Genomic DNA, 13,674 nt, shown 5'->3' on the forward strand with positions numbered 1-13,674 from the left:
ATGACCGACCAGACGCAATCCGTGCCGCAGAGCCGCCTGTCGCCCACCCGCCTTGTCGGCGTGCTGGCCTTCCTCGTGGCTGTCTTCGTCCTCGTCCCCGCCTTCATTGCGCTCACCGGGCGCTGGGACTTCTACTACACGCTGACCTCGGTCGCGCTTCTGTCGGTGGCCGCTGCCGGGGTCTGGCTGACCTTCTATATCGGCCGGATCAACATCGGCCAGGGCGCCTATGCGCTGACCGGGGGCTATGTCTCGGCGATCCTGATCACGCAATACGGGGTCAGCTTCTGGCTGACGCTGCCCTTGGCGGGGATCTTCTGCGCCGCCGTCTCGGTGCTGATCGGCTTGCCCATCCTGCGCCTGCGCGGCGTCTACTTCGCCATGGTCACGCTGGTCCTGACCGAGGTCGCCCGGCTGACCGCGCTGGCGCTGCCGGTGACGAACGGGGCGAAGGGGATCACCTCGATCCCGCTGCCGGGCGAGCTTTCCATCCTCGGCCTGACCATCATCCCCGACTTCGCGACGCTGGCGAACCCCAAGCTCGCCTTCTACCTGATGGCCGCAGTGCTGATGGCCGTGACCTATCTCGTCCTCTGGCGCATCGTGAACTCCCGCCTCGGCCACCTCTGCCGGTCGCTGCAGCAGAACGAGGAACTCTCGGCCTCCATCGGCGTCAATACCGCGATGCTGCGGGTCCTGGCCTATGCCATCTCCTCCTTCTTCGGGGGGCTCGCCGGGGCGATCTTCGTCGCCATCTCGCAGTCGATCTACCCCTCCTCCTTCGTGGTGCAGGACAGCGTGAACTTCATGCTCTACTGCTTCCTTGGCGGCCTCGGCTATGTCTTCGGGCCGATGCTCGGGACGCTGCTCCTCTACTTCGGCTGGGACCTCCTTTCCGTCGCCAAGCAATACCAGCTCCTCATCTACTCCGGCGCCCTGATCGCGCTGATGCTGGTGCTGCCGAACGGCGTCCTCAGCCTCTTCGACCGGAAAGGGGGTCGCAAATGACCGCCATCCTGCAAGTGAAGAATGTCACCAAGCGCTATGGCGGGCTGACGGCCAACAACGACATCAGCTTTGATGTCGCCCCGCAGGAAATCCTGTCGGTGATCGGGCCGAACGGGGCGGGGAAATCCACCCTTTTCAAGCAGATCGCCGGGTTCGTGACGCCGACCACGGGCGAAGTGATCTACAAGGGGGCCAAGATCTCCGGCCTGCCCCCGCACAAGGTGGCGCGGATGGGGGTGGTCAGGACCTTCCAGGAGACCACCATCTTCAAGTCGATGACAGTGCGCGAGAACGTCATCGTCTCGCATCACCTGCGGTCGAAAGCCTCGCTCCTCGGCTTCTTCTTCGGGTCTTCACAAGCGAAGGCGGACGAGGTCGAATTCGGCAAGTCTGCCGATGACATCATCGACTTCCTGGGGTTGCAGGCGATCCGCAACGAACTGGCCTCGAACCTCCCGCAAGGCCACCTGCGCGCGCTTGGCATGGCCATCGGGCTGGCGACCCAACCCGAGATCATCCTCCTGGACGAGCCCTTCGCCGGGATGAACCATGACGAGACGATGCGCATGGTCGCCCTTGTGCGCCGCTTGCGCGACGAACGCGGGCTGACGGTGCTGCTGGTGGAACACGACATGCCAGCGGTGATGAAAATCTCCGACCGGATCGTCTGCATCAACTTCGGCGAGAAGATCGCCGAGGGCACGCCATCGGAAATCCAGGCCAACCCGCGCGTCATCGAGGCCTATCTCGGCAGCGAAGACGCCGCCATCGGGATGTGAATGATGACCCAGACAGCGACCAAACTGGAACCCGCCCGCAAGATGCTCAGCTTCGACGACGTCGAGCTGTACTATGACCACGTCTATGCGCTGAAAGGCGTTTCCATCGACCTGATGGAAGGTGAGACGGTGGCCCTGATCGGCGCGAACGGGGCCGGGAAATCCTCGATCCTCCGCGCCATCATCGGCCTCAGGAAGATCAAGTCCGGCACGATCAGCTATCTCGGCGACCGCATCGACGGCCGCCCCGCCGCCGAGATCGTGAAACGCGGCATCGCCATGGTCCCCGAGGGCCGCCGCGTCTTCCCGCTGATGAGCGTGAAGGACAACCTGCTGATGGGGGCCTTCACCCGCAGCGACAAGCAGGGGATCGAGGCGACGCTGGACAGCGTCCTCACCCGCTTCCCGCGCCTGAAGGAACGCTTTACCCAGCAGGCCAGCACCCTTTCCGGCGGCGAGCAGCAGATGATGGTGATCGGCCGCGCGCTGATGGCGAAGCCGAAGCTGCTGCTGCTGGACGAGCCGAGCCTCGGCATCGCGCCGAAGCTGGTGCAGGACATCGCCCGCGCCATCGTGGCGATCAGCCGGGACGAAGGGGTCTCTGTCCTCCTCGTCGAACAGAACAGCCGCATGGCCCTGTCGATCTCGAACCGCGCCTATGCCATGTCGACGGGCCAGGTCGTCCTGTCCGGCAACTCGAAGGACCTGATGCACGACGACCGGATCAAGGCCGCCTACCTGGGCGGGGAGCTTTAGAAAATGCGCCTTCTGGTGATCAACCCGAACACCACCGCCTCGATGACCGAAAAGATCGGCCTCGCCGCCAGGGGCGCGGCCAGTCCCGGAACCGAGATCGTCGCCATGAATCCGGCGCAGGGACCGGTCTCCATCGAGGGTTACTACGACGAGGCGCTCAGCGTCCCCGGCCTTCTGCACCTGATCCAGACCACCCCCGGCTATGACGCGGTGATCATCGCCTGTTTCGACGACACCGGCCTCGACGCCGCGCGCTGCCTGACCGACCGCCCGGTGATCGGCATCGGCGAGGCCGCCTATCACTTCGCCTCCATGCTCGCGAACAAGTTCTCGGTCGTCACCACGCTCGCTCGCTCTGTCCCGGCGCTGGAGCACAACCTGCACAGATACGGGTTGTCGGCCCGCTGCGCGCGCGTGCGGTCGTCGGACGTCGCGGTGCTGGATTTGGAACATCCGGGTTCTGACGCCTGCAACCGGATCAGCGCCGAGATCGGTCGCGCGGTGGCCGTGGACCACGCCGAGGCCATCGTGCTCGGCTGCGCCGGAATGGCCGATCTGGCGGGGCGGCTGGCGGCGGAACACGGGCTGCCGGTGCTCGACGGCGTCACCTGCGCGGTCAAGCTGGCCGAGGCGATGGTGGGGCTCGGCCTGAAGACCTCGCGTCTGGGAGGCTATGCGCCGCCGCCGGTACAGAAGCTGCGCGTGGCGGGCTGACCTTTCCAACCGCCCAATTCCTGTGCAGCCGGGTGCCATGCGGGCATGCATCTGCCGCTTTTTCCTTCCCGCAGCGCCCGTGCTCTGGTCTAGTCGGACCAGGGCAGAGCGAGGGAAGTGGTGACGCAGTTCAACGAGATGTTCCAGGGGGTCGAGGTCCGCATCCCCTATGCCCGACTGAAGGACTGGGTCGCGACCATGCCGCAGGAACTGCGCAGCCTGAAACAGGCCGAGGCCGAGGCTTTGTTCCGCCGCATCGGCATCACCTTCGCCGTCTATGGCGAGGGTGGCGATCCCGACCGGCTGATCCCCTTCGACATGTTCCCCCGCGTCTTCTCCGGCGCCGAATGGTCGCGGCTGGAACGCGGCATCAAGCAGCGCGCCCGCGCCCTGAACGCCTTCCTCGTCGATGTCTATGGCCGGGGCGAGATCATCCGCGCGGGCCGCATCCCCGCCCATCTGGTCTACCGCAACGAGGCCTACGAGAAGGCCGTCGCCGGTTTCGTGCCGCCGAAAGGGGTCTATTCCCATATCGTTGGCGTCGACATCGTCCGCACCGGCCCGGACGAGTTCTACGTGCTGGAGGACAACTGCCGCACGCCCTCGGGTGTCAGCTACATGCTGGAAAGCCGCGAGATCATGATGCGGATGTTTCCCGACCTCTTCCGCGAGAACCGGATCGAGCCCGTCGACACCTATGCCGACAAGCTGCGCCGCACGCTCGCCAGCGTCGCCCCCGCCCGTTGCACGGGCGAGCCCACGGTGGTGATCCTGACGCCCGGCCATTTCAACAGCGCCTATTACGAACATTCGCTCCTGGCCGACCTGATGGGGGTGGAACTGGTCGAGGGGCAGGACCTCTTCGTCGATGGCGACCATGTCTGGATGCGCACGACCGAGGGGCCGCAAAGGGTGGACGTGATCTACCGCCGCATCGACGACGCCTTCCTCGACCCCCTGTGCTTCCGGCCCGATTCCATGCTGGGTATCCCGGGCCTGATGGACGTCTACCGTTCGGGCGGCGTGTCGATCTGCTCGGCGCCGGGGGCCGGGGTGGCCGACGACAAGGCGGTCTACACCTATGTCCCCGAGATGGTGCGCTTCTACCTCGGCGAAGAGCCGATCCTGCAAAACGTCCCGACCTGGCAATGCGGTCGCCCCGAGGACCTTGCGCATGTGCTGGCGAACCTGCCCGATCTGGTGGTGAAAGAGGTCCACGGCTCGGGCGGCTACGGGATGCTCGTCGGACCGAAGGCCAGCCGCGACGAGATCGAGCGGTTCCGGGCGAAGCTTTCCGAGGACCCGGCGAACTACATCGCCCAGCCGACCCTGGCGTTGTCGACCGTTCCCACCTTCGTCGAGCAAGGCGTCGCCCCCCGCCACGTCGACCTGCGCCCCTATTGCCTGGTCGGCGAGCGGATCGAACTGGTTCCCGGCGGGTTGACCCGCGTTGCGCTGAAGGAGGGATCGCTGGTGGTGAACTCCTCGCAGGGCGGGGGCGTCAAGGACACCTGGGTTCTGGCGGAGTGACAAGATGCTAAGCCGCACCGCTGACAACCTTTACTGGATCGCCCGCTACATGGAGCGGGCGGACACCGTCGCGCGCCTTCTGGAGGTCGGCTCCCGCATCAGCCTTCTCCCCTCCGCCCAAGGCTACCGCAGCGAATGGGACAGCCTGTTGCAGGCCACGGGCATGGCCCATGCCTTCGCGCAAAAGTACGGCGACCCGGTGCAACGCAACATCGAGAGCTTCCTGTTCTTCGACCGCGACAACCCCTCCTCGGTTGCCAGCTGCATCACCGCCGCGCGCGAGAACGGTCGCATCGTCCGCACCGCGCTGACGACGCAGGTCTGGGACGCGCTCAACACCGCCTTCCAGGAGTTGAAGCAGCTGGAACGCGAGGAACGTTCGAAGCTGGAGCTTTCGCGCCTCACCGACTGGACCATGCGCCACGCCGCCATGTTGCGGGGCGCCATCGACGCCACGCTCTTGCGCGACGACGGGTTCAACTTCCTGAACATCGGCTATTATCTGGAACGCGGCGACAACACGGCGCGGCTGATGGACGTGAAGTACTACGTCCTCCTTCCCCGGGTCGATTTCGTCGGCTCTGGCCTCGACAACTACCAGTGGACGACGCTTCTGCGCGCCATGGGGGCGCATCGGGCTTTCCACTGGGCCTACGGCGGCGATGTGACGGCTGCCAAGATCGCCGACTTCCTGATCCGCAACCCGCAGGCGCCCCGCTCGCTTTGCACCTGCACCGCCGGGCTGACCAACCACCTCGGCCGTCTCGCCAAGGCCTACGGGCGCGAGACCGAGGCGCAGGTGGAGGCCCAAAGCCTCGCCGCCGGGATCGAAAGCGCCACTGTCGAAGCGATCTTCGACGAGGGCCTGCACGAATTCCTCACCCGCTACATCGCCGAGGCGGCGGTGCTCGCCAACGCCATCCACGCCTCCTACCTCAGCGGAGAGATGCGCTGATGCGGCTGACCGTCGACCATGTGACCCGCTATCGCTACGACACGCCCGTCCGGTCGGTGGTGCAAAGCCACCGCCTGACGCCTTCGGTCTTCACGGGTCAGAAGGTGTTCGACTGGGAGGTCACGGTGACGGAGGGCACGAAAGGCGCGCGGCACCGCGACGGGGCAGGGGATGTCGTGCAGGGCTGGACCATCGCCGGACCCGTCACCGAGATCGCCGTCCGGGTGCAGGGCACGGTGGAGACCGAGGATATGGCGGGCGTGTTGCGCGGCCACCGCGAAACCGTCGCCCCCGACTGCTATCTCCGCGAAACCGCCCCCACCCGGATCGACGTGGCGCTCGCTGCCCTCGCCAATACCGCCACCGGCGCCGACACGCTTGCACTTGCCCATGCGCTGTCCGCCGCCGTCGCCGGGGCCATCGCCTACCGCCCGGGCGTGACCCATGCCCATACCACCGCCGCCGAGGCGCTGACCCTGGGCGAGGGGGTCTGCCAGGACCATGCCCATGCGCTGATCGCCTGCGCCCGAAGCCGGGGCATCCCGGCGCGCTATGTCTCGGGCTACCTTTTCGCCACCGAAGACGGCACCCCGCATGAAGCCGCCCATGCCTGGGCCGAGCTGCACATTTCTGGCCTCGGCTGGGTCGGCTTCGACCCCGCGAACCTCTCCTGCCCCGACGCCCGCTTCATCCGCCTCGGCTCGGGCTTCGATGCGCAGGATGCCGCCCCGATCCGCGGCATTGCGCGCGGCGGGGCGCGCGAGGCGATGGATGTGACGGTTGCGGTCCAGCAATCCGCCCAATAGGCTCTGCGGCGCGGAACCGGGGGACAACGGATGACTTACTGCGTGGGCCTTCTCTTGAACGAAGGCATGGTACTTCTGTCGGACACGCGTACCAACGCGGGGCTCGACAACATCTCGACCTACCGCAAGATGTTCACCTTCGAGGACCCCGGTGAGCGCGTCATCGTGATCATGACCGCCGGCAGCCTGTCGGTTTCGCAGACCACCATCGCCCAGCTGCGCGAGGCGATCGACGACCCCGAGGCCACGCCCGATACTTCGATCATGCTCGCGCCCACGCTGCTGAAGGTGGCCGAGATCGTCGGGGCGACCCTGGCCAAGGTCAGGGCCGAGGTGGACGAAAAGCTCTCCGCCATGCAGGGGGCCTCGGCCTCGATGATCGTCGCCGGGCAAAGGAAGGGCGGCGCGATGCGGCTCTTCCTCATCTACCCCGAGGGCAATTTCATCGAGGCGACCGAGGACACGCCCTTCCTCCAGATCGGCGAGCACAAATATGGCAAGCCGATCCTCGACCGGGTGGTCAAGCCCACGACAAGCCTGGCCGACGCGGTGAAGGCCGTCCTTCTGTCGATGGATTCGACCCTGCGTTCGAACCTTTCCGTCGGCATGCCGCTCGATCTTGCCGTGATCGAACACGATGTCTGCAAGGTGACGCAGAAACGTCGGATCGAAGCAGGCGATCCGGCGTTCCGCGCCATGTCAGAGGCCTGGTCGAATGCGCTGCGCGACGGTTTTGCCCGCATCGTGATATGACGCGGGCAGCGGGCTGCTCAGTCCGCGTCGCCCGCCACCTGGCTCAGCACCTGGCCGCGACCACGCAGCCGCATGATCATCGGCACGACCAGGAACACCGCCGAAACCCCCAGCAAGACGGCCGAGACCGGGGTGGAGACCAGCGTCATCCAGTCGCCCTGCGCAATCGACAGCGCCCGGCGCAGCTGCTGTTCCGCCATCGGCCCCAGGATCAGCCCCACCACCACCGGCGCGACCGGATAGCCGTAAAGCCGCATCCCGTACCCCATGACCCCGAACAGGATCAGCATCCCCAATTCCACCGGCGATGGGTTGACCCCGATGGTCCCGAGCGTGGCGAAAAGAAGAATGCCGCCATAAAGCCAGGGCCGGGGGATCGACAGCAGTTTGATCCACAGCCCGATCAGCGGCAGGTTCAGCACCACCAGCATGACGTTGGCGATCAGAAGGCTTGCGATCAGACCCCAGACCAACTCGGCGTTCATCACGAAGAGCAAGGGCCCCGGCTGCAACCCGAACTGCTGGAACCCGGCCAGCATGATCGCCGCCGTCGCGGTCGTCGGCAGCCCTAGCGTCAAGAGCGGTACCAGCGTTCCTGCCGCCGCCGCGTTGTTTGCCGCCTCCGGCCCGGCGACGCCCTCGATGGCGCCATGACCGAACTCCTCGGGGTGTTTCGTCAGCTTCCGCTCCGCCGCATAGGACAGGAACGAAGCCACATCCGCACCCCCGGCGGGCATCGAACCGATGGGAAAGCCGATGAAGGTCCCGCGCAGCCAGGCCTTCCAGGACCGGCGCCAGTCCTCCCGCGTCATCTTCACGCTGCCCTTCACCCGGTGCATCCCGTCCGGCGGGTCCAGCATCGCCGCCACCGCCAGCGCCTCGCCGATGGCGAAAAGCGCGACGGCAAGCGTCGTCGTCTCGATCCCGTCCATCAGCTGCGGCACGCCATAGGTCAGCCGCGCCGCCCCGGTCAGCCCGTCGATCCCGACGCAGGCCAGTGCCAGACCGAGGAACAGCGAGGTCAGCCCCCGCAAGGCGCTGTCGCCGAAAGTCGCCGACACCGTGACGAAGGCCAGCACCATCAGCGCGAAATATTCCCGTGGGCCAAGCGTCAGCGCCAGCTTGACCACTTGCGGCGCAAGAAACGCCAACAGCAGCGTCGCGATCAGCCCGGCGACGAAACTGCCAATGGCAGCGGTCGCCAGCGCCGGTCCTCCACGTCCCTGCCGCGCCATCTGGTTGCCTTCGATCGCCGTGACGATCGAGGCGCTTTCCCCCGGCGTGTTCAACAGGATCGAGGTCGTCGACCCGCCATACATGCCGCCGTAATAGATCCCCGCGAACATGATCAGCGATCCGGCCGGGTCGAGCCCGTAAGTGACGGGCAAGAGCAAAGCCACGGTCAGCGCCGGGCCGATCCCCGGCAGGACGCCGACGGCTGTGCCCAGCGTCACCCCGATCAGCGCATAAAACAGGATCATCGGCTCAAGCGCGGTCGACAGGCCCTGCATCAGGAGCGAAAAGCTTTCCATGGCCTACCCCCGGAAGATCAGCAGTTCGAGCGGACCGCCCGGCAGGTTCAGCTTCAGAAGCCGATCAAAGATGCCGTAGATCACGAAGGCCAGCGCGAAGCCGACCAAGATGTTGCGCCACAGCGGCTTCTGCCCGAAGCCCCGCGCGGTCATCCCGAACAGGATCGCCCCCGACAGGATGAACCCGGCCACATGCAGCAGCAGCAGCTGGCCAATGAGTCCGCCCATGATCCACAGCACCGGCGCCGGGGCCTGCGGCGGCGGGCGCGGCAGGTCGCCCTTCAAACCGGAGATCACCGTCAGTCCCGCCAGCAGCAAAAGCCCGTAGGCGATGATCCGCGGCACATCCGCCGGGCCGACCCCGGCATAGCCGCCGTCCTGCTTCAGCCCCGACGCATCCCACAGGATCATTGCGGCAAGCCCCGCAAGGCCCGCCGCAATGACGAACGCCGCCCACCTGGGGCGGCGTTCCAAGGGAAAACCCTCGCTCATTTCACCAGACCGATGTCGCGCAATACGCCGTCGGTCGCGGCGATATCCGCGTCCAGCTGCGTCGCGAAGGCGTCGCCCGCCAGATAGGTGTTGGCCCAGCCCCTGTCGGCCAGCATCTTGGTCCAGCCGGCGCTGGCATTCAGCTTGTCCATGTCGGCGGTGATCTTCGCCACCTGCTCGTCGCTCAGCCCCGGTGCGGCTGCGACCATGCGCCAGTTCTCGACCACCACGTCGAAGCCCGATTCCTTGATCGTCGGCGCGTCAATGCCCTCCAGCCGCTCGGCGGAGGACACGGCCAGCAGCCGCATCGTCCCGGCCTTCACCTGTTCCTGGAACTCGCCGACCGAGGAGACCCCCGCCGTGACCTGGTTGCCCAGGATCGCCGCCATCGCCTCGCCGCCGCCCGAAAAGGCGACATAGTTGATCTTGGTCGGGTCGACGCCCGCAGCCTTGGCCAGGAGACCGACGAGGATATGGTCCGTGCCGCCCGCCGATCCACCGGCCCAGCTGACCGAACCCGGATCGGCCTTCAGCTTCTCGACCAGATCACCAAGCGTCTGGATGTCCGAGGCCGCCGGAACCACGATTGCCTCGGTATCGCCCGTCAGCCGCGCGATGGGGGTCACGTCCTTCAGCGTCACGGGCGAGGCGTTGGTCAGGATCGCCCCCACCATCACATAGCCGCCGACGATCAGCTTGGTCGGGTCGCCCGCGCTGTCGGCCACGAACTGCGCCAGACCCACCGTACCGCCCGCGCCGGGGACGTTGATCACCTCGACCGAGGGGGCGATGCCTTCGGCCTGCAGGACCTCCTGCATGGCGCGCGCGGTGCCGTCCCAGCCGCCGCCGGGGTTGGCGGGCGCCATGATCGTGTAGTCCTGCGCGAAAGCGGGAACCGCCAGCGCAGCCGCGAAGGCCACGCCAAGAAGGGTGTGTTTCATCTGTTTTCCTCCCATGGGGCAACCGGGGTTGCCGAATCTGCCGGGGCTCCTCTCCCCGGAACGGGGCCAGCAGAGCATGTCAACCTGTCACCAAGCTGACATGGCCCGCCCTATTCGCCCCCCTCCAGCGCCGCGTTCCAGGCGGCCAGCACGCGCGCCCGGCTGGCCGCGTCCAGATAGGCCAGCAACCCCGGCGACACCGCGACCGGGCGCAGCTTCGCCCCCAGCGTCTCCTGCATCGCCGCCGCCGAATCCTTGCCCGCCACCTCCAGGCTGATCGCGGGCAGGCGCAGCCGCTCGGCCAGCACGGTCTGCCCCTCGCGCGACAGAAGGAAGTCCAGGAAGGCCTCACCCAGATCGGGTGAATGTGCCGCCCGCGGCACCAGCGCCACCCGGCTGACCACCACCACATAATCGCGCGGCAGCATCAGCCCCAGGTCCGGCAACCGCGACGCCTGGTCGGCCGCATAGGACCCCAGCACGTTGTAGCCGAGCTTCAGCGTGCCTGCGTTCACCCGGTCGATCACGTCCTGCGAGGTGGGGAAGACCTGCACCCCGGCCCGTCCCATCGCCCGCACCAGCGTCCAGAGGTCGGCGAAATGCTCCTCGTCCCGCATCAGGAACAGGTATCCCACCGCCGAGCGCGCGATGTCATAGGTGCCGATGGACCCCTTCGGCGCGGTCCGCAGCCAGTCGATCAGCGCCGCCCGGGTGTCCGGCGGGCCGCCGGGGAACGAGGGCCGGTGATAGACGATCACCGCAGGCTCGAAGGTCAGCGCGAAGACCATGTTGCGCCAGACCGCCCAGTCCGGCCAACCCGCCGCCCCCGGCACATCGGCCTCGCTTGCATAGCCGTCATTGGCCAGCTTCACCGTGACGTCCATCGCCGAGGAGAACACCAGATCCGCCGTGGCCGCGCCCGCATCCGTCTCCTGCATCACCCGATCCGCGATCTCGCCGGTCAAGAGGTCCTCGTAGCGCACCGCGACATCCGGGGCCCCGCGCTGGAACGCCTCGATCAGCGGGCGGGCCAGCGGCGAATCGAGCGAGGAATAGACCACCAACTCCCGCGACCCGCCGCCCGGCGCGGGAAACACCACCACATCCGCCGCGGCAGGCAGGGCAAGGCAGACCAGAAGTGCGCGCAGGACCCACATGATCGCGAGCCTAGCCCGGCCACCCCGGTGCGACAATCACCCCCTCGCCGCGCGACCTTGTCTTCCCGCCGGAAAGCCCTTTCCTCTTTGCCCCAAATATCCCCGGCGGAGCCATCCGCGAGGCGTGACGAAGTCATCGACGAGCAATCCCCGCCTGTCCTACGCTCCGCCCATGCGAATCCTGCTTGTCGAGGACGACCTGCCCCTGGCCGAGGCGCTGACCACGCTCCTTCACGGCGCGGGTTATGCCGTGGACGTCACCCATGACGGGCTCTCCGCCGAAACCCTGATCGGCGCCGAACGGTTTGACCTCGTGATCCTCGACCTGAACCTGCCGGAAAAGGACGGGCTGTCGGTGCTTCGGTCGCTGCGCGGGCGGAAGAACCCGGTGCCGGTCCTGATCCTGACCGCGCGGGGTGAACCGGCCGAAAAGGTCGCCGGACTCGACCTCGGCGCCGACGACTACATGGTCAAGCCCTTCGATGTGGGTGAATTCGAGGCCCGCGTCCGCTCGATCCTGCGACGGCAGGCGGGACTCCATGCCTCGGACGTCCAGATCGGCCCGGTCCGCTTCGACATGGCCGCGCGCCGCTTCCATGTCGGCGAGGAACATCTCGACCTTCCCGCCCGCGAATTGGCGCTGCTCGAACTGTTCTTTCTGCGCGCCGGGCGCGTCGTCGGCAAGGAGGCCATCGTCCAGTCGCTGACGACGCTGGACGACAGCCTGTCGGACAATGCCATCGAGCAATATGTCAGCCGCCTGCGACGCCGCCTGCATCCGCACGGGCTGGTGCTGCGCACCGCCCGCGGCCTCGGCTATCTGCTGGAAAGGCCCTGATCCTTGGACCATCCCGCCTCGCTCCGCCGCTCGATCCTGCTCTGGCTTGTCCTCGCCACCGCCGCCATTGGCGTCCTCGCCCTGCTCGACACCCGGACCGAGGCCCTGCGCACCGCCCGCGAGGTGTCGGACCGCGTCCTGGTCGGTTCGGCGATGGCGATCGCCGAAGGGGTGGATGTCGCCGCGGATGGCGGGCTTTCGATCGCGATCCCCTTCTCGGCGCTCGACATGCTGTCCTCGACCGCGCAGGACCAGGTCTTCTACCGGGTGGACGGGCCGCAGGGCATCCTGACGGGATACCGGGACCTTCTTCCCGCCATCGTCCCGCCGGGCCAGGAAACCGGGCTTGCCGATGCGCTCTACCGGAGCCTGCCGATCCGCACGGCGACCCTCGCGCGCGAACTCACCACCGGCGAGGGGACGCTGCCCTTCACCGTCACCGTGGCCGAGACCACTCGCGCCCGCGATGCGCTGGCACGGTCGATCCTGACCCGATCCGCGCTGCGCATCGCCGGGCTGATCGCCGGGGCCGCGCTGGTCGCCTGGGCCGCCGCGACCTATGCGCTGCGCCCGCTCGACCGGCTGTCGCGCGCCATCGCCTCGCGCGCGCCCCACGACCTGACCCCGATGCCTCCCGACGCCCCGGCCGAATTGCGCCCGGTCGTCGATGCGCTGAACGGCTTCCTTCTGCGGCTCTCGCGCGCCATGGCAGCGCTCCAGAACTTTGCCAGCAACGCCAACCACCAGATCCGCACGCCGCTGACCGTCGCGCGCACCCAGATCGCGGTCGCTGTCCGCCCCGATGGCACGCGGCCCGAAGCTCTGGACAAGGCCGACGCGGCGCTCGTCCGCATCGAGCGCGTCCTGGAACAGGTCCTGCTCCTCGCGCGGGTCGAGGCCTCGGGCACAAGGCCCGCGCTGCGTGACGTCGATGTCGCGGCGCTCGCCCGCGCGGTGACCGCCGACCTCATGCCGCAGGCGGTCCGGCTGGGGCAGGATCTCGGCTACGACGGCCCGGAGCGGGCGCTGGCCCGGACCGAGGACGTGCTCCTCGGCGAGCTTCTGCGCAATCTGCTCGGCAATGCCCTGACGCATTGCCCGGCCGAGACGATGGTGACGGTGCATCTGGAATCCGCGGGGCAGGGAGCCCTGCGCCTCACGGTGACCGACACCGGCCCGCGCCTTGCCGAGGCCGATCTCGCAGCCCTGCGCGCCCGGCTTCTGCCGGCGCCCGGCCCGGCCGAAATGCGCTCCGGCACCCGCGGCCTCGGTCTGCACATCGTGGCCGAAATCGCCCGCGCCCTCCGCGCCGGTGTCGACATCGACCACGGCTCCGAGGGCAGGGGCCTCGCCGTCACCGTCACGCTGCCGGTGGCCTGAAACTGCGCTCTGCGGAAGGTTGGCTGGGGCGCT

At 67.5% G+C, this 13,674-nt stretch carries 14 protein-coding genes; 10 read left to right on the top strand and 4 right to left on the bottom strand.

The features are described from left to right. From JNJ68_RS06290 to JNJ68_RS06325, 8 genes are all read left to right on the top strand, one after another. Window positions 1–1,008, top strand: coding sequence for a branched-chain amino acid ABC transporter permease (locus JNJ68_RS06290; protein ID WP_294980305.1), 1,008 nt, complete (start codon window positions 1–3; stop codon window positions 1,006–1,008). Further along, window positions 1,005–1,787 carry an ABC transporter ATP-binding protein gene (locus tag JNJ68_RS06295; protein ID WP_294980307.1) on the top strand — a complete coding sequence of 261 codons (783 nt, stop codon included), beginning with the start codon at window positions 1,005–1,007 and terminating at the stop codon, window positions 1,785–1,787. Before JNJ68_RS06290 ends, JNJ68_RS06295 begins: the two co-directional genes overlap by 4 nt. Before the next feature lie 42 nt (window positions 1,788–1,829). Beyond that, window positions 1,830–2,543 carry an ABC transporter ATP-binding protein gene (locus JNJ68_RS06300; protein ID WP_294980337.1) on the top strand — a complete coding sequence of 238 codons (714 nt, stop codon included), beginning with the start codon at window positions 1,830–1,832 and terminating at the stop codon, window positions 2,541–2,543. A gap of 3 nt (window positions 2,544–2,546) precedes the next feature. Then, window positions 2,547–3,257 (top strand): aspartate/glutamate racemase family protein, encoded by a 711-nt coding sequence (locus tag JNJ68_RS06305; RefSeq protein ID WP_294980308.1) that lies wholly within the window; start codon window positions 2,547–2,549, stop codon window positions 3,255–3,257. 138 nt (window positions 3,258–3,395) lie between these two features. Continuing rightward, entirely contained in the window at window positions 3,396–4,787 is a 1,392-nt protein-coding gene (locus JNJ68_RS06310; protein ID WP_294980340.1) for a circularly permuted type 2 ATP-grasp protein, read from the top strand. A 4-nt stretch (window positions 4,788–4,791) separates the two neighbouring features. Then, window positions 4,792–5,742, top strand: a complete 951-nt coding sequence (locus JNJ68_RS06315; RefSeq protein ID WP_294980309.1) for an alpha-E domain-containing protein — start codon at window positions 4,792–4,794, stop codon at window positions 5,740–5,742. Next, window positions 5,742–6,548, top strand: coding sequence for a transglutaminase family protein (locus tag JNJ68_RS06320; RefSeq protein ID WP_294980312.1), 807 nt, complete (start codon window positions 5,742–5,744; stop codon window positions 6,546–6,548). The genes JNJ68_RS06315 and JNJ68_RS06320 overlap by 1 nt, the downstream gene beginning before the upstream one ends. Window positions 6,549–6,578: 30 nt before the next feature. Further along, the gene (locus tag JNJ68_RS06325; RefSeq protein ID WP_294980315.1) at window positions 6,579–7,301 is read left to right on the top strand and encodes a proteasome-type protease; all 723 of its coding nucleotides are present in this window, start codon (window positions 6,579–6,581) and stop codon (window positions 7,299–7,301) included. Window positions 7,302–7,318: 17 nt separating this feature from the next. On the opposite strand, the gene JNJ68_RS06330 is transcribed toward JNJ68_RS06325, so the two are convergent. The 4 genes from JNJ68_RS06330 to JNJ68_RS06345 all read right to left on the bottom strand — a co-directional run bounded on the left by JNJ68_RS06330 (window position 7,319) and on the right by JNJ68_RS06345 (window position 11,423). Next, window positions 7,319–8,833, bottom strand: coding sequence for a tripartite tricarboxylate transporter permease (locus tag JNJ68_RS06330; RefSeq protein ID WP_294980317.1), 1,515 nt, complete (start codon window positions 8,831–8,833; stop codon window positions 7,319–7,321). Window positions 8,834–8,836: 3 nt separating this feature from the next. Next, window positions 8,837–9,325 carry a tripartite tricarboxylate transporter TctB family protein gene (locus JNJ68_RS06335; protein WP_294980320.1) on the bottom strand — a complete coding sequence of 163 codons (489 nt, stop codon included), beginning with the start codon at window positions 9,323–9,325 and terminating at the stop codon, window positions 8,837–8,839. Further along, on the bottom strand, window positions 9,322–10,266 hold the full coding sequence (locus JNJ68_RS06340; protein WP_294980323.1) for a tripartite tricarboxylate transporter substrate binding protein: 945 nt from the start codon (window positions 10,264–10,266) through the stop codon (window positions 9,322–9,324). The genes JNJ68_RS06335 and JNJ68_RS06340 overlap by 4 nt, the downstream gene beginning before the upstream one ends. A 110-nt stretch (window positions 10,267–10,376) precedes the next feature. Further along, on the bottom strand, window positions 10,377–11,423 hold the full coding sequence (locus JNJ68_RS06345) for an ABC transporter substrate-binding protein (RefSeq protein WP_294980326.1): 1,047 nt from the start codon (window positions 11,421–11,423) through the stop codon (window positions 10,377–10,379). A 172-nt stretch (window positions 11,424–11,595) separates the two neighbouring features. On the opposite strand from JNJ68_RS06345, the gene JNJ68_RS06350 reads away from it, so the two are divergent. After that, entirely contained in the window at window positions 11,596–12,261 is a 666-nt protein-coding gene (locus JNJ68_RS06350) for a response regulator transcription factor (protein ID WP_294980329.1), read from the top strand. A 3-nt stretch (window positions 12,262–12,264) separates the two neighbouring features. Further along, window positions 12,265–13,641, top strand: a complete 1,377-nt coding sequence (locus tag JNJ68_RS06355) for a sensor histidine kinase (protein WP_294980332.1) — start codon at window positions 12,265–12,267, stop codon at window positions 13,639–13,641. The last annotated feature ends 33 nt before the right edge of the window (window positions 13,642–13,674 follow it).

Source organism: Tabrizicola sp. (assembly GCF_016793705.1).
Classification (GTDB): Bacteria; Pseudomonadota; Alphaproteobacteria; order Rhodobacterales; family Rhodobacteraceae; genus Tabrizicola.